The following is a 23,119-nucleotide window of genomic DNA, read 5'->3' on the forward strand; positions in this document are numbered from 1 at the left end:
CGCCGACGCGAGCGGGACAAACTCGGACTTCCGCCCAGAAAGTCAGGCCGACCAGCTCACGACATCACCAATAGGGTTTTCGGCAACTGGACTGCGGTTCAGCGCGGCACCGAGCGACGCCGTTCGAGTGCCATTCCGTGGCTCTGCCGGTGGCAACGAGTGTGGCGGCGAGCAATGGCTGGAGCCGTCTTGGCTGCTTCGAGCTGATCGCAAGAAGCGGATCCTGGCCGGCGACCTGCTGCTGAACAGCCGCTGGAACAAGATCCTCCGCGGCGCTCGAAGCCGAGACATCGAGGTTTCGATCACCAAGGATCAGGCGCTTGGCCTGTTCAAGCGCCAGAAGGGGCGATGCGTGGCGTCGGCCCGCTGCCGCTCTGTGATGGATGCGGTGCCAGTCGCAAGGCACGCGGCGAGGAGGTCAGTCGCGAGAAGGCGGAGCGCAAAGCCAAGTACGAGCGCTACTGTGCGGCCTTCGAGGAGCGGGTCGAGCGAGGCCGTGCCGTTGTCGTTGCCGCTGACAGCGAGGATGATCTCGACGCCGCTCAGGGCGGGATCGACAGCAGCAAGGGCTACGCGGCCGGCAATGTGCAGTGGATCCACAAAGATCTGAACCACATGAAGCTCGACTTCGACCAGGACTACTTCGTCGAGATGTGCATGAGGGTCGCCGACCATCACCGGGCCGCCGCCAACGACAACGGCCAGGCCCAGGCCGCCTGAGACTGTAGAGATTAGCGCGAAGCGCTCGCCGGAAATGGGCTTTTAGGGGCGCCGCGAGCCGCGCATGACCTCCCGAAAGGGGTGGGGTCGTTTTGCAGGCCACCCCCCTCGTGCAAATGGCCAGAGAAGGCCGTGGAGGTGCATCACACCCCCAGATCATGTCCAGCCAGCTCCTGGACGCCGTTCGCTGCTTGTTGAGATGGCGATCTGAGCCAGGTCGAGGGGTGGCGTAAGTCCGTCTTTTGGCTGCGCGAAGTTTGAAGGTCATGGCCATGCCAGCCCCCTTTCCGAATAAAAAATTCTGAAAATCAGCACTCCGCTGCTGCACGGAGGGAACACTATGTCAAGGTGCGTTTGCATCAAGATCTTGTGATCGTAAAATGCAAATTTCCACTTGAGCTAGACTCCGTTTGCTTTATTGTAATTCGTGCAAATGCAAACGAACTAGACAAACGGAGATTTCGAAACGGACTGAGCTAGGACTCCCATAGGACTCGCATGCGAGTCGTGTGAACTCAGCGAAAACCTCTTCGCAGAGAACGGGAGACCTTTGCCTAAACCTCGAAATTTTCCGGCCCCTACCGGAAACGGCATTTGAGAGAAAGGAAACCGAAATGACTACCGCAAACGCTACCCCTGCCCGTTCACTTGGCCAAATCGTTCTTGATGCGGCTGTCAAGGCCGTCAAGGCGGATGACGCCGCCGCGTTCACTGGAACCGTTTCGCTGGCGCTTGTCATGGCAAACAAGCAAGTGGAACTGGCAGAAACCGACAAGGGAATCGATGACAAGGAAAACAAAAAGGTTTTCCGCGGGTTTCTGAAATACTTCGCCAGCAAGGGCAACCCGGTTTGGCGCGATACGGACCATTTGGTTTCCGGCTTCATGGCAATCCGCGACAAGAAACAGCGCGAGGCTGCGGTTTCCGAATATATCGACGGCGGCAAGAGCGTGAAAACGCAATTCGCCAAGCCGGAAGACGCCAAGCTGAACGAAGGGCTGCAGAAGCTTCGCACGTGGTCTTTCCGCCTGATGACGGACGTCTGTACCAATCATGCGGACGTCATCCGGGACATGCTGGCAAAGCAGAAGGCTGGCGCGTCGGGCGAAGCCTTGGTTCAAAACTTCACGGATTTCGTCAAGCGGACCTATGGCGCGTCATTCGCCAAGATGACGGCGGCGCTTTCGGTCGACAAGCCGGTGAAGCAGGTTGACGCAATCGAGTCCATCTGCAAGCGGGCGGACGGCATGACGGACGGGGAGCTTTCAGTTCTGATCCGGCGCCTCAACGAAATCGTGGCGAAGCGCGCCGCAACCGACGAAAGCATCGAGTCGATTTTCGAAGCCACTGCTTCGAACGAAGCTCCGACGCTGATCCCGGCAGAAGCCAAGGCCGCATAAGCGGCCAAGGCGATCACAAATCCCGCGGAGTAGACCAGACCCTGCCCGGCACCACCGGGCGGGGTTTCGGTGCGACCTTTTTTTGAATTTTTCCGGCAGGGGCCGGCGCTGACAACAAGCGCGAGCTGGCCGGATTTGGAAATTTTCCCGCTCTCGCCAGAGCGACCCCCACCCTCAAATTCTGGAGACCTCACGATGGGCAAGCGCTTCATCGAACGCCCCACTGCGCGCCAAATCGTCGACAGAGCCGAGCGCGAAGCCGCCTATGAGCGAGCCCTTGACCGCGATCGCGACTGGCTGGCCGCGAACTACGCCCCCGCACCGGGTCCGCGCCTGCCCACGAAAGCCGAGCTGAAGGCAGCCGAGGAGAAGGCCACCTTCGATCGCTTCTGCAACGAGTGGGACCACAACGAGATCCCCGATCGCCTGGGCAAGACCGGCCAGTACGAGCCGAAATCGATCTACTCGCCCGCCCCTGCCTCGCGCATCCGCCGTGAAGCGCCTCGCAAGCGCAAGGCTGCCGACCGTGCCGAACGCGATTGCATCCTGCCGGACGATCTGCGCCGGCACCGCACGCTGCACGTCACCGATGGCCGTGGCCGCGACACCGCGACCATCACCATCAACCCGTTCTCGAAACGGATCACCATCACGGGATCTGGCTTCCGATGATGCATCCGCGCTTCGAGGAGGCGTCCCGCCGGCTATCCCGGCTCGGTCGCCACATCCGCTGCCGCCTCACCCGCAAACAGAAGCGGGCCTACGCGGCTGAGTTCCAAACCGCACTCGAGAAGGACGAGCGAGGGGACCAGTGCGTCCTCCTCATCGACGACCTGATCGAGCAGAACCGACCCCTGAAATGGTGAAAGATGAGGAATGACTATGGCCTTCGCCTTTGATACGCTCGGCTACTCGAAGCGCCTGCAGGAAGGTGGCGTGCCACGCCCCCAGGCAGACGCCCACGCTGAAGCCGCACGGGACTTCGTCATGAGCGAGCTGGTGACAAAGACCGACCTGACCACCGCCATCGACAACGCGGTGCTGCGCCTGACTGTCCGCCTCGGCACCATGATCGGTGCCAGTGTCGCGCTCCTGGGCATCCTGGATCGGATCCTGCGCCCGTAGGCGCCCCTCCCCTCATCATCCCCTGATCTGACCAGCGCGTCGCACATCTGCGGCGCGTTTTTCGTCATGCCTTCAACATGGACACGCACCCATGACCATCATGCCCTCCAACATCGACTGGATCAAACTCATATCCGGCGAAGAGCCGCCCATCCCCGGCCTCTTCAATGTCCGCGACATGTCCGGCCGCATCATGCTCTCCTGTGACGTTGATCGCATCGAGGCTGAAGAGTGGCTGGCCTACTACCAGAACCGCTATGCGCAAGGTCGACCCTTCGCCAACGGCAAGGGCTTCCACAGCGATCACGGATTTCACCTGGTCGAGGTCACCGTGGACGGCGCCTACGAGGAGCCCGAAGCAACTCCCGACATCTTCGCGGCCTGACGTGTCCCATGGGTCTATTCTCGTACCGCGTCGACCCCTTCTGGAGCGTCGTCATCCTCATCAGCTGCGCCATCGCCGGCTGGACTACAGGCGGAATTTCGTGGTGAACACAACATCTGGTGCCTGAGACCTCGAAAATGGGGTCTCACACCCGGTTTTGGCACCATTTTGACCCCTCAGCACACTAGATCTTGTGTCTTGCGCGTTGTGTTGAGGCGTGAAAATGCAAATTTGCCTTTTATGGCGACGGAAGTTTGCGATCGACGGACCGTGCGCTCTGTCTGCAATTTGCAGGCAAATGCCGGCTGTCTGTGATCGTCGAGACCATGGGGTCCAATTGGGTGGTTAGCCTCCTCCCTCCTGTTCGCCCTGTCTCTGCTCCCTCTCCTGCTTCTGCTCCATCCCCTGTGTGTGCGCTCTCTTGAGGGTGTGCATGTCCGGCGGCCCTCGATCGGGCGGCTCCTGGATTTCCCGCTGTTTCTTGGAAGTTTCGTCAACTGTAACGCACGGAGCCAATCATGCTCGACATGCTTCAGCAGCTCTATCAGGAGTTGCGTTTCGTCCCCGGCAAGACCCTCCAGCAGTGCTATGCACTGAACGAGGTTGCCTACCTCCTGGGGTCCGGTAACGCCTCTGCCGGTCTCGTCCGAATGGCGATCGACTACCTTCAGGCGGCCTTCGGAAAATGAGGCCGAAATTCCCTCGCGGGAATTTCTGGGGGGTTTTTCGGACCATTTTTGAGCGAATTTCCTGACCTGGAATCGCACCCGTCCGAAGCTTCTTTCTCTCACACAATCATGGCGGAAGTTTGCTCTTGCATTTGCTTTCGTCTTAGTGCAAATGCTCATGCCAATGGAGATCGGACGTGTCCAAGATCCTGTGTGCCGCGTTCCTGATAGGGGCAATCACCCTAGGGCCATTAGCCGGTGTGGCAGCTGCCGCGGCCGGCCTGACGAAACTCGCAGCCATCCTGGTGGTGCTGACATGAAAGTTTGCGACACCTGCGGCCATCTCAAGGTTCCTGCAAACCCTGATCACGCCAAGCACTACCGCCTCTGCACCGTGCTCACGCCGCTGCCGGCCAACATGCACGTCTGGTTCCGCGACCAGATGGAAGGCCGCGTCGAAGGCGCCCAGCGCTGGATCACCATCCATTGCGTCGAAACGAAGCTCGGGCTGAAAGACTGCGAGCTGCACACGCCACGGGAGGATGCCCATGCCAACGAATAACCAGCTGGTCCGGGAGATTGAGCGCGTGCTCTCTCCCGGGCCAACACCGGAAGCCCGCTCCGCCGCATACGAGGCCGAGCTGGTCCGCAGATATCACGCTGGCGAATGCCTCACCTGCGCCGACAAGCGCGAGGCTCGCCGGATCATCCATCGCAACACCACACACTGAGGCCTGACCGATGCCGCACGTCTTCGATCACACGCCGACCGAGCAGGAAGTCTTCGACGAGGCCTGCAGATACTTCGCCACCTCCCCCGGTCCATCGACGAATGACCGCGGGTTCGGCAACAACGCATGCCTGTACCGGAACGACCGCGGCGGGTGTTGCGTGGCCGGCCATTTCATCCCGGATGAGGTCTATGACCGCAGGATGGATAACCTGGAAAATGGCACGTCCATCAGTTCGGTGTTGCGCGCCTTCTCGCGTGTGCTTCCACACTGGTTCGCTGGCAGGATCAAGCTCCTGGGCGAACTCCAGGACATTCACGACGATCACATCCTCTGCTGGGCTGAAAGAAGCCGGCCTTGGCGGATCTGGAACTATATGGCCCTGGCGAACAGGCTGAACAATCTCGCGATCGATCGCGGCCTATCGCCTGCAGCGGTCGACCTAGTGCGCGCCAAGATCCCGGCTGCCGCGCCTGAAACCTTCACTGCTGCTGATGACCAGCTCCTGCAACAGCTGATGGAGCCGGAGGCATGAGCATCAAGCGCAAAACCGCCAAGCAGAAGAAGGCCGAAGCCGATCGCATCCAGCGGGCGATCACGGGGATGATGCTGTCCGTGCTCGCTATCCCGCGCATCTACGCCCATGCCGAGAAGCTGATCGATGAGGGCGCGACGGATGAGCAGCTGCGGGCTGGCATCCGCCAATACATTGGAGAGGCATGATCGGATTACCAGGTCCTCTGGCGATCCTCGCGCTGATCATTGACGCGATCTTTCGCCTGCTCTTCGGCCGGCGACAACGAGGTCCCCGGTGTGCAGTAAAGCGGTCTGCACACAAAGGCAGGGGAAATCCGCAACGGCTCTCATCAAACGGCCTAGCTAGAGGCGCTTAAGCCGTGCGCCTGGCGAGGATGGCCACCCGAGCAAGACGTAGGAAGTTCGCGACCCCGGAGAAATCGGGAGCGTATTTGGTTGCTGCGACCCAAACGCTGTGGCGAGGCCGGCGCTATCCGGCCATCCAATTCATCGAGTCCGAGACCATGAAGAAACGCAAGACGGTCCGGCGCTCGCCGATCGCTCGTGATCTGCGGACGCGCAAGTACAAGCCTCGCATTGTGCCGAACAAGAAGCGCAAGGCGAGGGTCCCGAGTTTCAGCAACGACGACGGAGATAAGCCATGAAGAAGTAATCGCCCCACCGTGAATCCTGGAACGAAAGTGCGACTGCAAGACCGGTGAAGCCGGGAGCGACCGGACCCATTCGCGTGACCAGCGGCACGGTCAATCCGCTGGAGATTTTAGATGAGGAATAGTGGCTACCAAACGCAAGCCTAAGCCAAGCAAGCGCAAGAAGCCATACGGTTACTTGCTCGGGATCGCGCAATGCATCCTGAAGACCGCGCCGGAACAGAAGGGCTCGAAACGAAGCTGAGTACTGACCGGTGAAGCCGGGAGCGACCGGACCCATAGCCCGACCAGCGGCGGGCAAACCAATCCGCTGGTGCAGTTCTTGAGGAGCATCCGATGATGCGTAGCCCTACTGCGTGGCACCAACCATCTCTATCGCGACTTGTACCTGGCGCACAGCGCGGGCCCCGCACTACTTTCTGGGTTCACCTAAGAGGAGGGGCCCTCGGCTACTTGATAGCCTTGCCTCCCAGCAAGCCTACCATCGATCCGAGGCAGAGTTTCCATGCGAAACCCATTGCTTCAAACACCTCCTGCTGTGGCTTAGTCGGATCTGGCCAGGCGAAGGCCAATAGCGTTTGAACCGTTCCAGATAGTAAGGTTATCGCGAGGATCGAAAGAAAAACCAATTTAAAGTGGGAGGATATTACTATCGTTCTTGGCGCTGGCTTGTCTGCGCTTTCCTTACGTTTAGTCGGAGGCTTGGCCTTCCTGGGCGAAGGAATATAAGGTTCATCCTCCCGCTTAGGCGGCCGATTCTCCTGGATTTGCGGGGCATTCGTCTGCTCGCGAACAGTTTGTTCGCGCTGGTCAAACTCAACCTGGGTTTCTATAGCGCGGACGACCGCACTCGCGCCGATCGTTTTGGCGAGGTCAACAACCCACCTACCCACTCCTTGCAGATTGCGAAGTGCCGACCTCAAATCGCCTTGCTGCGCGGCCATTTCAGCCGCCACGATCCTACCGATATCGACGTCCTTGTCAGGTTCGTCGTCGCTCGCCTGAACCTTCATCGCATACTGATGAAGTGCCTTCAGTTCGGCGGCTAGTTCGGCCACCCTGCTTTCTTGGTCTGGATCCGGGCCGACGGTGATAGTAGTGCCGCTTGCACGGCCGGCGGCCATGACCGATCCGGCCGAGTGTGCGACGTATACGTCTCCATAGACGATACCGCGGTTGGTGTAGGTGCGCGTTGCACTTTCACCACTTTCGGAAATAACGGATGTCCCTAAAGGGTTTCGGAATGTCTCGACAACAATTCTCAGCGCGTCGGCAATACCCATATTGCGAAGCCTTTTAGAAAAGAGTTTCAGCTCGCGCGATCTACTACTATCGAGCCTACAACCAAAGCGGTAGTGACGCCAAGGGGCGTTCGCCTCTTCCGTTCGCAAAAACTCGCCAAAACGCTGCCGATCGTCAGCAACTTCGGCATCAAGAAATCCTGCCCGGTCATGCCGGAGTCTGCCATGGAAACTGACAGGCTCCATCGCCCAAACCGTTCCACGACCATATGTCGCGAGCGAGCGGTGGAACGAGGCACACCTTGGCTAAGCAAAGACACCACCTGCCCTGGCCGGGGGCGCCGAGACTAGGGCCACGAAGATGGCGACTCGTGAGTCTTTTGGCGGCTTCAGCTCCGGCTGGCGCTACGACAAGGACGAGAACGACCGGATCATCCTGTCGATCTACGGCCCGATGGGCGCGCGAAGTTCTGTGGCCCGCTCAGTCCGATCCAGGCTCGCGAGTTGCGCGACAAGCTCGATCTCGCCCTGCTCAAGATCAGGGACGCCGAGGTGCGATTTGAAAACGCAGCCGAGTGCGATTGCGGCGGCAGCGAGACAATCGGTCACCAACCGAGCTGTCGATCGCTCCGTTGACGACATTTGTTGACTTTTGCTTTGCTTGAATGCAAATATGATGCAAACAGAGGACGGAATGAAAATCTCATTGAAACGGGCGCTGAAGCTCCGCAAGGAGCTGGAGGCGGTGCTCGCGAAGATCGAGCTGCCGAGCAACGTCAGTCTCTCGCTGCTGATCCAGCAGAACGTCGATGATCCGTCGACGGTACTGGCGCCTGGCACCCGGGCACTGACGGAGAAGATCGACATCTACATGGCGCTCTCGGTGGTGCTGGCGAACCTGCGGGTCGGCATCGCACGCGCCAACGTCGAGCAGGGCATCGAGAATGCCCTCGCCCAGGCGGCTCACCACACCCGGGTCATGGCAATCCTGAAGAAGCTCATGGCCGCGGGCACCACGCCGTCCGAGGAGCAGCTGAAGGCCGAGTTGGGCTACAGCCTGCAGGCGCTGCAGAACCCGGAGCGCGCCGGCTACGGCGGTGCGAGCCGCGCGGTCAACGTGTCGGTCGTGCTGCCTGAGCTGCAGAAGAAGGCGGCCGAGGGCTACCTCGAAACCAAGCGATCGCTCGAAGCGATCGAGGATAATCGCACCGGGCTGAACTCCTCGGTGCATCTCGAAATCGCTGAAGGTGACGCGAACCTGCTCCGGCAGCAAGGCCTCATCTGACGCGATGAGCGGGAGACTGACAGAAGGCACACCTGATCGATAGATCATCATTGGCAAACGCCCTCACCCCGAGGTCGCAACGCTCCTCGTTACCCGGCTGAACCCGCTCCCCATCGTGTGGAGCTTCGTCAATCGTCCGGTTTTATGAGCGATCGTAGCTTGTGGTTTGTTGCTTGTTGATCGTCCCTTGTTCGTGCGCTGACGTTCGTCTCCCGCTTCTCCTCTGAGCAAGCTCCCGTCGTCTATCGGCAAGGACACCGCCCTCTCAAGGCGGAAGGGAAGGTTCGATTCCTTCCGGGAGCGCCATCACCCCCACCACCGACATCGCTGACCTTCCGCCCTGCGCTTCATCACCGGAGCGCAGAACGGAGCGACATGCGTTGCTCTGCCGGACAACCTCCGGCTTCATTCAAAGGAGTCTGCTACATGATCAAGAAGTTCGCCTTCATTGCCGCTGCCACCGTGCTCGCTGTGCTGTCCGTCATGGCTTCGCCGGCAGCTGCCGGCGACTACACGACCTACAACTCGGCCACTGGACAGGTCGGCACCGGCAACCTGCACCTCGACATCACGGCGCCGTCGACCGTCGTCGAGAGCGACATCAGGACCTGGCCGAGCATCGGCGCTGGTTCGGTCGACAGCCGGCCGTCGCACAACTTCTCGCCCGTGTCCTATGCGAAGAGCACGGTCGTCGAGAGCGATCCGTCGACCTGGTACATCTTCAGCGACTCGGCTCGCTGATCGGATGATTACAACATCAGGAGGGGCTTTGGCTCCTCCTGACGACTTGACGTTTGCATGAATTGCGATGCAAACTAGGAGCGGGAGAAAGCAAATGTTCGTGTTCGTCACCGGCCCCGAGTATCACCTTCCCTTCCAGACCTTTGTGGTCTGCAGGTTCCAGCGGAACCACATGCACTGGGACGTGTCGGGCTGCGCGCGGACCGAACCGATGCAGCTGAGCGTCCGAGTCCCCGCGCTCAGGCTCCCCGCCATCCAGCCCCCCAACAACGACAACGAAAGGCCGTCCGATGCACTATGAACTGCTATTCGAGTACACCGTATGAATACTAATCGCCGCAGCGAAACGGACCCCTAGACTTGCCTAGGAGGCGATTGCTTCTTAGCCGCCTTGGCGGCAGCACAATCGTTCACGGCTTGTTTTCAGCAGATTCTGTTGGAGGCGCCGGCGAACTCTCGGCCCTATCGCCGGAGGGCGTGACAATCGGTGGCGCCGCTACGACTTGCAGATGACCTTCATTGAGGAGCTTCTGCCAGAGCCCAGTTGTGATCTTCTCCGTCCCAATCCTCTTCGCCTCTAGCGACTCCGCAAAGCACCGCATCACCTGCTCCCGAGAGTAAAACCGGACCGGCTGGTTGGGGTCCTTGAGAGCTTTGGCCAGTTTGATTGCGTCGCCGATCTTGGTGATCTTGATTACCCAGTGCTTGCCGGCTTTGTTCAACACCGTGTCCACTGTGGTGCCGACCTCTTTGTTCTTCTCCAGGCCCAAATTATTCAAACGCCATTCGCTAATAAAGCGAAAGGTCATCTCCGAGAGGTTCTGCGCGTTCGGGGAGTGGAGCGCCGCGGCGACTCGGTCCATTTCGGGACCATCACGGTCGGCGACTTCCCACACAGATATTTCGTTCCCTCCCTCTAGGAGATCGGCCAAAACATCAGCTGGAAAATCAAGATCTTCGGGCGTCTGGTCTGTTACGCTATCCCAAATAACGCCCGTACTTTTTCGCGCGAGAAGAGCCATCAGCAGCAAAAATCATCTGAGCATCGCGGCGGCGAGTTGCGCTACTTCGCCGGTCCCGTTCCGATTGATGTCATTCAGAGCCATTCGCGCTGCCGGTGCATCCATTCGCCCCAGTGCCCGCACGGCCGCTCGTTTGACGCGATTGTTGGAATCGTTGGCATAGCGGCGTAACGCCTGGACTCGATCAGCTTCGGATTCCTTGTTGCGCGCAGTTCCGATCGCGAGCACCAGAGGCTCGAACACGTTCGGGTTGTTCTTCAACAGCTCCGCCTCAAACACCGCGGTGCACGACGCGGGCTCGCCTATCAAATCAATGACCCTCGCGATCTTATCGACAATCATTTCGTTCTGATCATCGTCGGAACGGTCGACGCTCTCCAATTGCCCATGGATGTAGCTGTGCACTCTGTTGCACTGTGCGCCAAGTATTTTCAACGCTTGATTGTATGAAGTGGCAAAGGTGTATGCTGGCGACGCAACGGGGTAGTTGTCCACGTTGGCAACCAGATCGCAGCCGGTATACGAGCTCCAATGAGATGTAGCGAACGCCGAGACGCTTCCATTGGAAATGGCAACACTCCCGACGGTCGGACTTCCAACGTTTGCCGCAACCGAAAAGGTCATGATCGTTGATGGAAGCGTCATTTCGTGTCTCCATGTTCTATCATATGGACCGCCTGCGCTCGCAAGTCCCGGATAAGTTCGGGCAGATCACCAAGGGGAACGGTGTTCTCAGCATCCGTGTTGACGTCCACGTATGCTCGGGCCGCGAACGTTGTCTCTCCCGGAGCCACGGTCGGTACAGTTGCGGCCATCACCCTGATCTTTGCAAGCTGAACGGTTTCCCATCTTGCCAACCGGTTTATGAGCTTACCTGCCCGATCGTGGGTGGGCCGGTTGATTTGGAACGCGAGGTCGCGATCTGTCTGAGGATCGAAATCAATGGTCGGCAGATAGCCCCGCAGTATGCTCATGGCCTCGGGCATATTTGACGTCTGTCGAATTAGCGTGATCGCGTAGGCCAATCTCGCGGCCCTTTTAAATACATTGGTTGTCCTATCACAGATCTGATCGAAATAAGCGAGACTGCTTTGGTAGGGGCCAACATAGTAGAGCGGGCGATATCCAGGCGTTGACGGATCAATGGTATTCCGGGTCGGTTCATCGCTGAGCGACACATCAACCCGGTTGCCTTGTTGCGTTACGGAAAGATACGCATCGAATAGATTACCGGTTTCTTGGTAGAATTGGATCGGCGGCTGCGCGTTGATCTGGGCCGGGGGAGAAGCCGCGATCTCGGCGAAGATCGGGCGCTGTATCCAATCGGCCACATCGAACAAGGTTAACCGAAAGCTCTCGGCATTCCAATTCGCGAGTTCAGACTGCATACATCCCTCAGACTGCTAGCCAAGCTAAATCATTGGACCTATGCATTCTTTTCCTAAATTAAAGGCTCATGAGACGTTAAGATGGAGTTAACGCCAGCGTGCCAACATCAGAGGCGCCTCGTCAAGCCGATACCTGGCCCCGACCAAGCAATCGGATAGATTGGGCTTGCCGCCCCGCTGCGGCGGCAGTGACCTCAAAAGCGGCCGAGCACGCCGACCAAAAATGCACCCCGTTCTCGTTTTGTTGCACGCTCAAGCTCCCGCTCGCGCGCTTAGGGCCTCTTACCCTGTAAAGAAGCCAACTCGGAGACGCGGCCCATTGCGCTGCGGCCTCATCCGGTCCGGCGGCGCGTTGCTTCCGGCGGCTGAAGCTTGCGCTGGAACCTCGCCGGGAACCATCCCATCCCAACGGAGGGGTCACCATGGAGGACATGCAGACGCACCTGGAAACGCTTCGTAAGCAGATCGCCGAACGCGAGCGGCTCGAGCCTGAGGCAAAGCTGCGATCCTCGCTCGATACGATGGCATCCAATGTGCTGAGGTTTACCATGCTGGGTGAAGGACGACAGTCCGATTATCCAGCGCGCCTGATCGCCTCCTCGATCTTCCGCTTCCGCACCGAGCGCACATGCTCCAGCATCTCGCCATGCGACAGGAACCTGATTCGGGACCTGTTCGTGGCGAGGCGCACGGCCTGCACGGCAAACTCCGTCGTGACATCGAACCAGCTGCCGGCGAGGCGCCGCTTGCCCTTGTCGAACACGTCACAGACGTCACCTGCGATCCGGTTGGCGAGCAGCTCGCCATCCACCCAGATGATGTGATGGACCTGCAGCTCCTTCCAGCAGCCGAGCTGCATGGTCTTCAGGCTGCTCTGCAGGTTCGCTGAGACTCCGATCCGCAGCGGCCGGCCGCCATCCGGCCCCACCGCGTAGACGGAGCACAGGCCAAGCTTTGCGAAGATCTCACGCTCCGGTTTCGTCGCGAACCAGGGCAGACCGTTTACGATTTCAGATTTCCCCATCGCCCCAGTATGGGGTCTTGTGCGCTTGAATGCAAATTTTGCTTGCGTCGAGATCGAATGCAAATTATCCAGATCACACCCACGACAGGAGGGATAGATGACCGACAGAAGACCCGTGATGTCCGCCGAGGCTCTTGGGGTCAAGCCGGCCGAGCATCGGGCGCTGCTCGAAGTCCGTGAGCTGTTCGCCAACAACGCTTTCCATCACGACTGGAACCAGGATTTCGATAGGCCGAACGGCTTCAACATGAACTGCCTGTTCGACGATCGCGAGTGTGGCACCACTGCCTGCATTGGTGGGTGGATCTGGGCCATCATGCACCGGGACGGCGCGACCCAGAGCCAGAGCGGTTCGCGGTACGTCAAGGACGAGCGCAGCTATCGCTTGCAGTTCCTATTCTACCCTCCCCTCGATGATCTCGACGGCATGACCTACGACGACATCACGCCGGGCGCCGCCCTGATGGCGATCGACAGCTTCCTCGCCACCGGAGAACCCAACTGGCCACACGCTTGCGGTGTCGACCAGGCCCACGAGGTTCGCGAAGATGCTTGATTTCAGCAAGCCTATGCAGACCCGCGAGGGTCGCCCTGCCAGGCTGATCGGCCGCGGCTACTGGAACGGCCCGGATTGCGGCCCCCTGTTGTTCGCGATCAGCTTCGACGGCATCGAGCGGCTCGGATATCGCGAAGAGGACGGCCGGTATCCTAAGTCGCTGCGCGGTCCCGATCACAGCTCCATCTGGGACATCATCAACGCGCCGACCCCGGACAACCTGGTGATCGTCCAGGTCAAGGAAGGTCTGGCCGTCATCACCCAGGTGCCTGACAGCGTCGTCGTCAAGGTCATGGATTACGACGTCGAGGGCATGGATGAGAGCAGCCTGATCCGCGACGAGGAAGACAAGCTGTGCCGCGTCGATCTGCACGGCCCGGCCGGCGAGTATTCCGTCTGGCCGTTTGCTTGAAATCAAGCAAATACGAACACCCCCGTTGAGCAAGCGCGCCGCCCTCTGACGGAGGTGGGAATGCACGGCACGCACCAACCACCACAAAGGAGAGACTGAATGGATCCCACCATGGGAGAGACCACCTTCGACCCGTCCGCTGCTGACGTTTCGGAGTCCGCTGCAGTCGTTCAGGCGATGGATGTCGGCGTCATCACCACCACATCGCCAGCCACCGCTCCGGAGACCAGCTATCCGGTCGGAAACGTCGACTTCAACAAGCCATTCGAGGTGTTCGACGCCAACGCCGAGGACGTCCGGCATACCAACGCCAAGATCCTGACTGTCCTGGCCGGCAACAGCTACCCGGTTGTCGTCGTCTCGCACGACGGCAGCGAGGAGGTTGTCACCCAGTTCGACACCGATGGCGACAGCCTCGATGGCGAGCTGAAGGTCGAGAACGTCGCGCCTGCGATCGAACAGACGAAGTTCGTCGCCATCTTCAAGCATGGACGGTCGTTCGGAGCCGGCGAGGTGCTGTACGACACTGCGGCAGCGGTGTTCGACGCCTTCCGCCACAACGGATCGTTCTTCGCGACGCTGCCGGTCACGATCCCTGCCATCAAGCAGGAGATCCCGCCTGTCGTCGTCTCCGATGAAGAGGACGAGGACGAAGGCGAGACGGTGGATGCCGGCCCGAAATACATCAACGGCATGACGCTGAAGGCCGGCGACAAGGTCCGCTCGTACCGCCGCAACCGCGGCTCGCGCACCTGCACCGTCATCAAGACCCGCCACCACCCGTCGCACAAGCAGCTCTTCATCAAGGCCGACAACGGCCAGGAGGAGCCGTACTGGGCGCTGAACAAGAACATCAGCCCCAACTACTGACGCGACACGCCCGCTCTCTTCGGAGGGCGGGCACCTTTCCTTCCGACACCATCAAGAACAGGGCAGTCGCATGAAAGAGCCGACCCGCATTATCGACGAACCGTCTTTCGCCGCCCGCTTCAAGGCGGCACTCGCCGAGGCCGATCTGTCCAACGTCGGTGCCGTGACCGGCCCTGGCCGCTCAGGCGCTGTCGCCGCGGTCTACGCCTCGCACATCCTCGGCATCCCGTTCATTCCTTATGGCGCACGCTGTCCGGAGCAGTTCAAGCTGCTGATCGCCGACACCGCCCGTGAGAGCGGCCGGACTCTGCGCAAGGCAGAGCGGCGCTACAAGCAAAACGCGCCGGTCGTCGTCGTCGCGTTCGAGGAGCCGCCTCGTGTGATGTTCTGGTACGAGGCGCCGAAGCCGCAATTCTACCGGCACGAAAACAAGGTGGCGGCATGAAGCGCACCATCATCCTGGCAGCCCCCGATCAGGCAGCGCTGCGAGGAAGACGACATCGCGGTTCGTGATCTCGATCGTGAGCTGAAGACGGGGCACTACTTCTCAAGTTATTGCCTGGGGTCAAAGGCGAAGCGCCGACTCCCGGTGATGAAGCACATTGCCAAGGCCGTCGATTTCTTCGGCGGCGAATTGGTCATCAACTGGAAAGACGAATAGAGGAGGGAAGGACGTAAGCCGACCGTGAGGCATCTGCACGATCGGTGACTGAAAACGCGGAAACAGAGGGAATACAACCACAGTGATAACTCTTCTAGGACGGGCGGAGAAGAGTAGAAAGTACAGGTCATGCGTCACAACAGGACAGGCGGTCTCGCTCGGCGAGTCCGCCTTTTTCATTCACGAGATAGACCGGCTCGGACAACGACAACTCCACACCGCAACAACAGGAGGCGTTGCCCGTGACCATTATTCGATATCGCGCAAGGGATAGACCATAAGAAGAGGCGCCCAGCGCCCAACTTTCCGCCTGCTCTTTCGTTTGCTTGAATGCAAACCAGCAACGGGAGAGGACCTCTCGCCGGCAGACGTGCGTCCGCACGTTTGCCTGAATGCAATTCGTATGCAAACCGGAGATCTGCATGTCCTTCTACCTCGTCCGGCTTGAGCCGGATCCGAACGAACCCGGCAAGTGCATTGACGTGCCGCTGCCGGACTACGGTCCCTACCCGCAGGGCAGCGTGGCCGCCAAGGAGGCCAAGCGTGTCGGCGATCTGATCGGTTGCCGGGTCCAGCCCCGGCGCATGAGCCAGGCCGGTGACTGGCGGGAACGCCATCGCAGGGCGCTCGCCGAGGCGATCGAGCTGGGCACGCTGAAGCCACTGCCGGAAAAGTGGGACCTGCCACCGATCGCGGATCACTTCGCCCACATCGACCCGATCAACTACCCCGGCATGATCTCGTTCGTGGCGAGCGAGGAAGAAGGCGTCCTCGACCGGTATACCCGCGTCACTCCTGGCCGGTACATCAGCCGATATTACGAAGATCACAAGATCTCAGACTCTAGGCGGCGCAAGCTGATCGCGACGGTCGATCCGACCGGCGAGGTCCAGTTTGCGACCACTCCTGACGAGATCACTCGGGTCTACAAGACTGGCCCCGAGTCCTGCATGGACGGCGACCACACCTTCTCGACGCCGGTCTGGCCCACCTCGGTTTACGGAGCCGGCGACCTGGCTGTCGCCTACACGGTGAACAACCGTGGTCGCATCCAGTCCCGCGCCGTCTGCTGGCCCGACAAGCAGATCTTCGGACGCTGCTATGGCGACGTCGAGCGCCTGGAAAAAGCTCTGACGGACGAGGGCTTCGAGACGCCGCGCGACGATCATTCCGTCGACGGCAACGGCGCCACCTTCGTCGGAGCCAGGATGCTCAAGGTCTTCCTGAACGGGGAAGAGAACTACGCGGTCATGCCCTACTTCGACGATCTCAAGGTTTGCCTTGATGCCGGCGATCACTGGGTCACCGCTGAGTCAGAGCCCCCTGTTCACGCCAAGGACCATCCCGACATGGTCAAGAGCGGAGGCACCAACGGCTACGCGGAGATCCAGCGTTGGTGTCCGAAGATGCTGCGCTACTACAGCAAGCGGTCGTTCAAGTTCGTCCATGGTGTCGAACAGCACTGGTCCGCAGGAGCTATCGAGAGCTACGCCTTCCGCTGCGAATGGTCAGACGAGTATTGGGCCGACGAGGCAAAATACAAGGTCACCATCCCTGATGCCGGTCGCTACGGCGGCAACCTCTACGTCTCCAAGAAGGCGTTCGATCAGGACGGCGCCACCTGCGAGGCCACCAACAAGCCCTGCAGGAAGTCCGATCTCGTCGAGCACGAAGGCAAGATGGTCTCTCGCCATTGGGCACGGCGGGAGAAGGAGCGTGCATTCCGTGAGGCAGAGTTTCGCCGGCCATATCTCGGGATGAAGGCCGACAGGGTCTGGGTCGATGAGTACGAACAAATCCCGGTCAATGTCACCATCTCCGGTCCGACAACGCTCAACGAGATCAGCGTCCGCGAGCTGCTGGAATCTCGCTTGCCGGAGCCCCGCAACCCAGAACCCCACTACGTGAATGAACTCATGGTCGATGGCCGTGTGATCCGCCGTCGCGTCGCCTAATCAGAAAGCAAGGCAATGAGCAACAAAGACCTCGAAACCATCACCAGCATGCTGACGTTCCGCAGGCCGGCAGGATCGCAGACGGAGGCGGAGTTCATCGACCGCTTCCTGAAGCCTCTCGGCGTGAAGAAGGACAAGTTCGACAACCTCTTCCTCATCGTAGGTGAGGAGAGCCCTACTGTCCTGTGGTCGTCGCACACCGACAGCGTCCACCACAAGAGCGGCTACCAGAAGGTCCACTACGATGGCAAGTACCTGCGGCTGCCGGAGAAGTCCAAGTCGAACTGCCTCGGCGCGGACTGTGCGGCCGGCGTGTGGATCATGATGGAGATGATCCAGGCCAAGGTGCCTGGGCTCTACGTCTTCCATGCTGCCGAGGAGATCGGCTGCATCGGCTCCAGCGCGATCGCCGAGAAGGCTCCGGAGTTCCTCAGCGGCATCCAGGTCGCGGTCGCCTTCGATCGCCGCCGTCTGGACTCCGTGATCACCCACCAGGGCTCGCGGTGCTGCTCGGATGCTTTCGGCAAGTCAATCGCCGCCCAGCTGCCCGAGGGCTACAAGCTGGACGACGGCGGCTTCGTCACCGACACCAAGCAGTACATGCCCCTGGTGCCGGAGTGCAGCAACCTCTCGGTCGGCTTCTACAACGAGCATCAGCCGATCGAAAAGCTGGACGTCGGTCATCTGATCAAGCTGCGCGATCACATGGTCAAGATTGACCAGAGCAAGTTCGTGGTCGAGCGCGATCCGAAGAAGTTCGAGCTGCCGGGCTCCGTGCTCGGCAAGCTGTCCAACTACCGGCGCAAGCTGCCCTCGACGGTCTACGACCTGGTCTACGCGAACCCGGGTCCAATCGCTCGCTTCCTGCAGGACGAGGTCGGCCTCTCCTTCAAGGAGGTGAAGTCGATCATCGAGTTCCAGAACCGGAAGCCGGACATCGACCAGGGTCACACGCCCTCGATCGCCGACCTGTTCGAAGACCAGGACGAGTTCAAGTTCGCCTCCTGAGCCAACCCCAGTCACCACTGAAAAGCAGAAAGACCACGCCATGAAGCTTGGAATGAAGGATCACGTCGACGTCGCCTCCGGTGTGCAAGACGAGATCGACATCGCCTTCGAGGCGAACGCGATCGCCTTCTATGCGCAGATCTCCGGTCTGGCGAAGGACAAGATCGGCTACCCGATACGCGAGCTGTCGACCAACGCCTGGGACGTGTCCCGCGGCAACTTCGAGGTCCATCTTCCGACCGGACTGAACCCGGTGTTCCGGGTCCGCGACTATGGTCCCGGCATGCCGCCCGACGACATGAAGAACGTCTACGCTCGCCTCTATGCGTCGACCAAGCGCAAAGACAACGAGCAGGTCGGCGGCTGGGGTCTCGGCTCCAAGAGCCCGTTCGCCTATCTGATCGGTGCTGACGGCGCCGGCTCCTATAACGTAACGTCCTACCACGGCGGCATGATGCGGGCCTATGTGCTGTCCCTGGCGTCGGACGGCAAGCCGAAGATGCGTCTCCTGGCCGAGATGCCGAGCAACGAGCCGCCCGGCATGGACGTGTCGTTCCCGGTTCGCCGCGAGGACGTCCACAGCTTCAACAGCCGTGCCCACCAGATCCTGTGGTCGTTCAATCCGCGGCCGAAGATCAGCCCGGCGCCGCAGTGGAAGGAGGCCGAGGCCTCGTCGTCCGGCGATGGCTGGACCTGGTACAAGGACGAGACCGTGCCGTTCTCCGGTCCGCAGGTTCGCATGGGCTGCGTCATGTATCCCATCGATCTGCGCCAGATCGAGACCACCGGTTTCCTGCATCACGACGACACCGTGCTGTTCGACGCGCCGATCGGCTCGCTGAAGGTCACGCTGTCCCGCGAGGAGCTGGCCTACGACGAGAACACCAAGGCCACGCTGAAGAGCCTTGTCGCCTCCTTCGAGCAAAACTTCATCAACCAGGTGAAGGCGAAGGTCGGCGCCGCCAAGTCGCTGTTCGAGGCCTGCAAGGTATTCGAGGCCGAGCAGGAAGAGCTGGGCATGTCCCGTCTGGAGGCGCTGCGCAACCAGATCAAGTGGAACGATCTCAAGCTGCACCAACACATTCTCAAGCAGGACTTCAAGACGGCGAAGCTGGGCGACGGATGGCGGACATTCGACAAGTTCGAGGACGCTGAGGTCCGCTCGTCCTGGGCTGCTGACGCCACCATCATCATCGAGCACAACCCGAGCTACTCGTTCAGCCGCTTCACGATGGCCGAGCTGATCGGCAAGAAGGTGCTCTGGGTCCGCTGCAAGCGCATCAACCGCGAGGCCACGCTCGCGCGCCTCGGCAATCCCGAGAACGTTGTCGATCTCGACAGCTTCAAGGTACCGGTCGAGAAGCGTCGCGGCAAGACGGTCCGCAAGCGCCGCACCCTGGTGGTCGGCACGAGCGGCCTGCAGAAGGTGACGCAGGACGTCGATCTGGCTGACGGCGGCGAGTACATCGAGGAGTCCTATGCCGGTGGCTATGGCCGTCGTCGCCGCAACGACAGCTACTTCTACGTCAGCGGTCGCTCGATCAGCCTCTACGACCTCGACAGCGTCGTCGCAGACTGCGTGCGGCTCGGCATCCTGGAAGTCGGTCAGGTGTTCCTGATCAAGGGTCAGGACGCGGAGATGCCGGAGAACTGGTCGGAGCTGGACATCGTCGCCGATCTGAAGGCGAAGGTCGATCCGGAGCACGTCACCGACAAGGACAACCGCACCTCGCTCGACAGCAACCTTTCGGTCTGGGCCAGGGTCCGTCCGAACGGTGATCGCCGGATGCCGGACGATTTCCGGCAGTTCATGATCAAGCTGCGCCAAGTCCAGTCGATGATCTCCAACCGCGGCAGCCGGGAGACGTCGCCGTCCGACATCGCCCATGCCGCCCTGAAGCGCCTCGGCATCTCCGTCGAGGTGAAGAAAGCGGACGATCCGGTGGTTGCGGTGGAATGCGAGTACGCCTCGCTCTGCCGCAAGTACCCGCTGCTCCGGCAGATCATCAATCGCGCCGGATACTACAACGTCGACGCCGAAGCCCAGCGTCAGATGTCGCACTATCTGAGCCTCCTCGTTGACAGCGAGGAGTACGCGAAGCTCGCGCCGTCGAAGCAAGAGGTCGTCATCGTCGAGGGTAAGGAAGCCTTCGACGAGGAGGATCTGGACGAGGCTGCCTGAAACGCAAACGGAAACCGTCATGATCCCAAGCATCATCACTGACACTTCGATCACGTTCATCGCCCAGGGCCGACCGTGGGTCCTGGCCCATGACCATCCGAAGTTCGGCGAGATCAAGGAGCTGCTGCAGGCCGGCGAGGCCAACGCGGACAAGCTCGTGCATCTCGCTGACGTTCGGGTGGCGGTCGAAGCGGCCACCGATGGAGCAGTCGTCCTCAATGAGGACGGCCTATTCCTCAACGGCGAGAAGCTCTCGGAGGCGTGGGAGCACAAGGCTCAGGCGGCTCCGGATGCGATGAAAGTCCTGCTCGTGAACCCGGGAGACCGGGTTCGCGTCCAGGGCGATCCCGATGCGCCTGATGGCATCTACACGGTCGGCGATGTCGACAATGCCGATGCCGACAAGCGCGTCTACGTCGAAAGCGACGAGGATTTCTTCGGCTTCGTCGCCAACACCTCCATCATCGAGATCATCAAGGAATGAGAAACCACATGGACTTCTCTCTGCTCAAGCACGCCGTATCGGCGCAGTTCAAGAAGATGGGTGATGCCCAGCTGTTCTGCACTGCGGTCGAGAAGGACGAGCTGTGGGACACCTACCTGGGAAGCTTCCCGGCGGGCACCAATCCCATGTTCCGCGAGCGCACCGAGCACGACTGCAGCTGCTGCCGTCAGTTCATCCGCGCGGTCGGAAACGTGGTCTCGATCGAGGGCGGCAAGCTGGTCTCGATCTGGGACGGCAAGGTATCCGATCCGGCCTACCAGGCCGTGGCCGACGCGATGTCCCAGCTCGTGAAGTCCCGAGCGATCGCCGACGAGTTTTTCCACTACGAGGCCCAGGTCGGAACCGACAAGAACTTCGAGGACGTGCTCGGCAAGGTCCAGACCTGGGAGCACTTCCACCTGCACCTGCCGGCCGGCCGGGTTATGCGCAAGGACAAGATCGCCACCAAGCGGTCTGAGATCCGCTCGGCGCACGACGTGTTCCAGCGTGCCCTGAACGAGCTGTCGCTCGACGCTGTGGACACCGTCCTGGAGCTGATCAGCCAAAACTCCCTCTACCGCGGCAACGAGCACAAGTTCGCCGTGGAGGCCTTCAGGAAGGCCAAGGTGGCGTTCGACAAGCTGCCAGCAGCTGAGCGCGACCCGTTCGTCTGGCTGGCTGTGAAGGCCAATCCAGGCTCTGTGACCAGCATCCGCAACACCTCGATCGGTACCCTGCTCACCAACCTGTCAGAGAACATGGATCTCGACGTCGCGGTGGGCAAGTTCGAGGCCACGGTGGCGCCGCAAAACTACAAGCGGCCGACTGCGCTGGTCACCAAGGCAATGGTCGAGAAGGCCAAGGCCACGATCACCGAGCTGGGCCTGACCGGCGCACTGGAGCGCCGCTACGCCCATCAGTCCGACATCACTGTCAACAACATCATCTTCGCCAACCGCGCCACCCGCAACGTTCTCGAAGGCGATGTGTTCGACTCCATACCCGTCAAGACCAGCACCAGGAAGCTCGACAAGGTCGAGGAGGTGTCGATCGAGAACTTCATCAACCAGATCGTTCCCAACGCGGATTCAATCGAGGTTATGTTCGAGAACAAGCACATCTCCAACCTGGTCAGCCTAATCGCCCCGGTCGATCCCGGCGCGGCGTCGCTGTTCAAGTGGGACAACAACTTCTCCTGGTCCTACAACGGCGATGTCGCCGACTCCATGCGCCAGAAGGTGCAGGAGCGCGGAGGCCGCGTCGACGGCGTGCTACGGTTCACCCATATGTGGAACCATCTGGGCCGCAATGCCAGCCTGATGGACCTGCATGTGTTCATGCCGGGATCTGAGCATCAGGACGGTTGTCACGACCGCTATCCCCGCGGTCGCCGCGTCGGCTGGAACAACCGCAACGACCACATGTCGGGCGGCAGGCAGGACGTCGACTACGTCAACCCCGCTCCCCCGAACTACGTGCCGGTCGAGAACATCACGTTCCCGAACCTCAACAAGATGCCGGAGGGGATCTACACCTTCAAGATCCACAACTGGCAGCTGCGGCAGCCGACCGAAGCCGGCTTCAGCGCCGAGATCGAGTTTGGCGGCAATATCTACGAGTTCGAGCACCAGGCTCCGCTCAAGCACAAGGAGTGGGTCACTCTCGCCCAGATCGAGCTGAACAAGGGGCAGTTCAAGATCCTGAACATGCGCCAGACCTCGCAGTCGACCAAGAGCGCATGGAATCTGCAGACGCAGACCTTCCATCCGGTCAACCTGATGATGCTGTCACCTAACTATTGGGACGGGCACGGCGTCGGCAACAAGCACTACTTCTTCATGCTCGAAGGCTGCCTGAACGACGGACAGGCGCGCGGCTTCTACAACGAGTTCCTCCGTGAGGATCTCAACAAGCATCGGAAAGTGATCGAGATCGTCGGCTCGAAAATGAAGACCGCAGAGTCGAACCACCAGATCAGCGGCCTCGGATTCTCCAGCACCCAGCGCAACGAGATCCTCGCCAAAGTGAAGGGCAATTTCACCCGGACCGTCAAGGTCGTGTTCTAACCGAAGGA

At 60.4% G+C, this 23,119-nt stretch carries 29 protein-coding genes and 1 tRNA gene; 25 read left to right on the forward strand and 5 right to left on the reverse strand.

Going from position 1 to position 23,119, the window contains the following annotated elements:
- Positions 1–348 precede the first annotated feature (348 nt).
- The 12 genes from ACQR1W_RS31470 to ACQR1W_RS31525 all read left to right on the forward strand — a co-directional run bounded on the left by ACQR1W_RS31470 (position 349) and on the right by ACQR1W_RS31525 (position 5,752).
- Entirely contained in the window at positions 349–720 is a 372-nt protein-coding gene (locus ACQR1W_RS31470) for a hypothetical protein (RefSeq protein WP_434854411.1), read from the forward strand.
- Positions 721–1,334: 614 nt separating this feature from the next.
- On the forward strand, positions 1,335–2,120 hold the full coding sequence (locus ACQR1W_RS31475; protein WP_434854412.1) for a hypothetical protein: 786 nt from the start codon (positions 1,335–1,337) through the stop codon (positions 2,118–2,120).
- Between the two features lie 195 nt (positions 2,121–2,315).
- A complete protein-coding gene (locus tag ACQR1W_RS31480; RefSeq protein WP_434854413.1) occupies positions 2,316–2,792 on the forward strand; it encodes a hypothetical protein in 477 nt (158 codons plus the stop codon).
- The gene (locus ACQR1W_RS31485; protein ID WP_434854414.1) at positions 2,789–2,986 is read left to right on the forward strand and encodes a hypothetical protein; all 198 of its coding nucleotides are present in this window, start codon (positions 2,789–2,791) and stop codon (positions 2,984–2,986) included. The genes ACQR1W_RS31480 and ACQR1W_RS31485 overlap by 4 nt, the downstream gene beginning before the upstream one ends.
- Positions 2,987–3,002: 16 nt before the next feature.
- On the forward strand, positions 3,003–3,245 hold the full coding sequence (locus ACQR1W_RS31490; RefSeq protein WP_434854415.1) for a hypothetical protein: 243 nt from the start codon (positions 3,003–3,005) through the stop codon (positions 3,243–3,245).
- Between the two features lie 91 nt (positions 3,246–3,336).
- Positions 3,337–3,630 carry a hypothetical protein gene (locus ACQR1W_RS31495; RefSeq protein ID WP_434854416.1) on the forward strand — a complete coding sequence of 98 codons (294 nt, stop codon included), beginning with the start codon at positions 3,337–3,339 and terminating at the stop codon, positions 3,628–3,630.
- 518 nt (positions 3,631–4,148) lie between these two features.
- Positions 4,149–4,319, forward strand: a complete 171-nt coding sequence (locus ACQR1W_RS31500; protein ID WP_434854417.1) for a hypothetical protein — start codon at positions 4,149–4,151, stop codon at positions 4,317–4,319.
- A 176-nt stretch (positions 4,320–4,495) separates the two neighbouring features.
- Complete coding sequence (locus tag ACQR1W_RS31505; RefSeq protein WP_434854418.1) at positions 4,496–4,618, forward strand: hypothetical protein; 123 nt, start codon at positions 4,496–4,498, stop codon at positions 4,616–4,618.
- Positions 4,615–4,860 carry a hypothetical protein gene (locus ACQR1W_RS31510; RefSeq protein WP_434854419.1) on the forward strand — a complete coding sequence of 82 codons (246 nt, stop codon included), beginning with the start codon at positions 4,615–4,617 and terminating at the stop codon, positions 4,858–4,860. The genes ACQR1W_RS31505 and ACQR1W_RS31510 overlap by 4 nt, the downstream gene beginning before the upstream one ends.
- A complete protein-coding gene (locus ACQR1W_RS31515; protein WP_434854420.1) occupies positions 4,847–5,029 on the forward strand; it encodes a hypothetical protein in 183 nt (60 codons plus the stop codon). The genes ACQR1W_RS31510 and ACQR1W_RS31515 overlap by 14 nt, the downstream gene beginning before the upstream one ends.
- Before the next feature lie 10 nt (positions 5,030–5,039).
- On the forward strand, positions 5,040–5,564 hold the full coding sequence (locus ACQR1W_RS31520; RefSeq protein WP_434854421.1) for a hypothetical protein: 525 nt from the start codon (positions 5,040–5,042) through the stop codon (positions 5,562–5,564).
- On the forward strand, positions 5,561–5,752 hold the full coding sequence (locus ACQR1W_RS31525; RefSeq protein ID WP_434854422.1) for a hypothetical protein: 192 nt from the start codon (positions 5,561–5,563) through the stop codon (positions 5,750–5,752). The genes ACQR1W_RS31520 and ACQR1W_RS31525 overlap by 4 nt, the downstream gene beginning before the upstream one ends.
- A 913-nt stretch (positions 5,753–6,665) precedes the next feature.
- Here the strand turns inward: ACQR1W_RS31525 and ACQR1W_RS31530 are convergent.
- Positions 6,666–7,703, reverse strand: coding sequence for a hypothetical protein (locus ACQR1W_RS31530; RefSeq protein WP_434854423.1), 1,038 nt, complete (start codon positions 7,701–7,703; stop codon positions 6,666–6,668).
- A 448-nt stretch (positions 7,704–8,151) separates the two neighbouring features.
- On the opposite strand from ACQR1W_RS31530, the gene ACQR1W_RS31535 reads away from it, so the two are divergent.
- From ACQR1W_RS31535 to ACQR1W_RS31550, 4 genes are all read left to right on the forward strand, one after another.
- Entirely contained in the window at positions 8,152–8,742 is a 591-nt protein-coding gene (locus ACQR1W_RS31535) for a hypothetical protein (RefSeq protein ID WP_434854424.1), read from the forward strand.
- A 231-nt stretch (positions 8,743–8,973) separates the two neighbouring features.
- Positions 8,974–9,048 (forward strand) — tRNA-Glu (locus tag ACQR1W_RS31540).
- A gap of 120 nt (positions 9,049–9,168) precedes the next feature.
- Positions 9,169–9,483: a hypothetical protein gene (locus ACQR1W_RS31545; protein ID WP_434854425.1), complete on the forward strand. Its 315-nt coding sequence runs from the start codon at positions 9,169–9,171 to the stop codon at positions 9,481–9,483.
- A 94-nt stretch (positions 9,484–9,577) separates the two neighbouring features.
- Positions 9,578–9,784, forward strand: coding sequence for a hypothetical protein (locus ACQR1W_RS31550; protein WP_434854426.1), 207 nt, complete (start codon positions 9,578–9,580; stop codon positions 9,782–9,784).
- A 109-nt stretch (positions 9,785–9,893) separates the two neighbouring features.
- Here the strand turns inward: ACQR1W_RS31550 and ACQR1W_RS31555 are convergent, their stop codons facing one another.
- From ACQR1W_RS31555 to ACQR1W_RS31570, 4 genes are all read right to left on the reverse strand, one after another.
- Positions 9,894–10,505 carry a hypothetical protein gene (locus tag ACQR1W_RS31555; RefSeq protein ID WP_434854427.1) on the reverse strand — a complete coding sequence of 204 codons (612 nt, stop codon included), beginning with the start codon at positions 10,503–10,505 and terminating at the stop codon, positions 9,894–9,896.
- 12 nt (positions 10,506–10,517) lie between these two features.
- Entirely contained in the window at positions 10,518–11,150 is a 633-nt protein-coding gene (locus ACQR1W_RS31560) for a HEAT repeat domain-containing protein (protein WP_434854428.1), read from the reverse strand.
- The gene (locus ACQR1W_RS31565) at positions 11,147–11,893 is read right to left on the reverse strand and encodes a hypothetical protein (protein WP_434854429.1); all 747 of its coding nucleotides are present in this window, start codon (positions 11,891–11,893) and stop codon (positions 11,147–11,149) included. Before ACQR1W_RS31565 ends, ACQR1W_RS31560 begins: the two co-directional genes overlap by 4 nt.
- A gap of 574 nt (positions 11,894–12,467) precedes the next feature.
- Positions 12,468–12,917, reverse strand: a complete 450-nt coding sequence (locus tag ACQR1W_RS31570; RefSeq protein WP_434854430.1) for a hypothetical protein — start codon at positions 12,915–12,917, stop codon at positions 12,468–12,470.
- 97 nt (positions 12,918–13,014) lie between these two features.
- Between ACQR1W_RS31570 and ACQR1W_RS31575 the strand changes: the two genes are divergently transcribed.
- The 9 genes from ACQR1W_RS31575 (at position 13,015) to ACQR1W_RS31615 (ending at position 23,111) form a co-directional block, all read left to right on the forward strand.
- A complete protein-coding gene (locus ACQR1W_RS31575; protein WP_434854431.1) occupies positions 13,015–13,473 on the forward strand; it encodes a hypothetical protein in 459 nt (152 codons plus the stop codon).
- Complete coding sequence (locus tag ACQR1W_RS31580; protein WP_434854432.1) at positions 13,466–13,885, forward strand: hypothetical protein; 420 nt, start codon at positions 13,466–13,468, stop codon at positions 13,883–13,885. The genes ACQR1W_RS31575 and ACQR1W_RS31580 overlap by 8 nt, the downstream gene beginning before the upstream one ends.
- Positions 13,886–13,984: 99 nt before the next feature.
- Positions 13,985–14,755, forward strand: coding sequence for a hypothetical protein (locus tag ACQR1W_RS31585; RefSeq protein WP_434854433.1), 771 nt, complete (start codon positions 13,985–13,987; stop codon positions 14,753–14,755).
- 70 nt (positions 14,756–14,825) lie between these two features.
- Positions 14,826–15,200 (forward strand): hypothetical protein, encoded by a 375-nt coding sequence (locus ACQR1W_RS31590; protein WP_434854434.1) that lies wholly within the window; start codon positions 14,826–14,828, stop codon positions 15,198–15,200.
- Between the two features lie 698 nt (positions 15,201–15,898).
- Positions 15,899–17,371 (forward strand): hypothetical protein, encoded by a 1,473-nt coding sequence (locus ACQR1W_RS31595; protein WP_434854435.1) that lies wholly within the window; start codon positions 15,899–15,901, stop codon positions 17,369–17,371.
- Positions 17,372–17,386: 15 nt separating this feature from the next.
- A complete protein-coding gene (locus ACQR1W_RS31600; protein WP_434854436.1) occupies positions 17,387–18,379 on the forward strand; it encodes a M28 family peptidase in 993 nt (330 codons plus the stop codon).
- A 52-nt stretch (positions 18,380–18,431) separates the two neighbouring features.
- Complete coding sequence (locus ACQR1W_RS31605) at positions 18,432–20,561, forward strand: ATP-binding protein (protein ID WP_434854437.1); 2,130 nt, start codon at positions 18,432–18,434, stop codon at positions 20,559–20,561.
- A 19-nt stretch (positions 20,562–20,580) separates the two neighbouring features.
- Positions 20,581–21,045 (forward strand): hypothetical protein, encoded by a 465-nt coding sequence (locus ACQR1W_RS31610; protein ID WP_434854438.1) that lies wholly within the window; start codon positions 20,581–20,583, stop codon positions 21,043–21,045.
- Between the two features lie 8 nt (positions 21,046–21,053).
- Positions 21,054–23,111: a hypothetical protein gene (locus ACQR1W_RS31615; RefSeq protein ID WP_434854439.1), complete on the forward strand. Its 2,058-nt coding sequence runs from the start codon at positions 21,054–21,056 to the stop codon at positions 23,109–23,111.
- Positions 23,112–23,119 lie beyond the last annotated feature (8 nt).

This window comes from Bradyrhizobium sp. HKCCYLS1011, assembly GCF_051167795.1.
GTDB lineage: Bacteria > Pseudomonadota > Alphaproteobacteria > Rhizobiales > Xanthobacteraceae > Bradyrhizobium.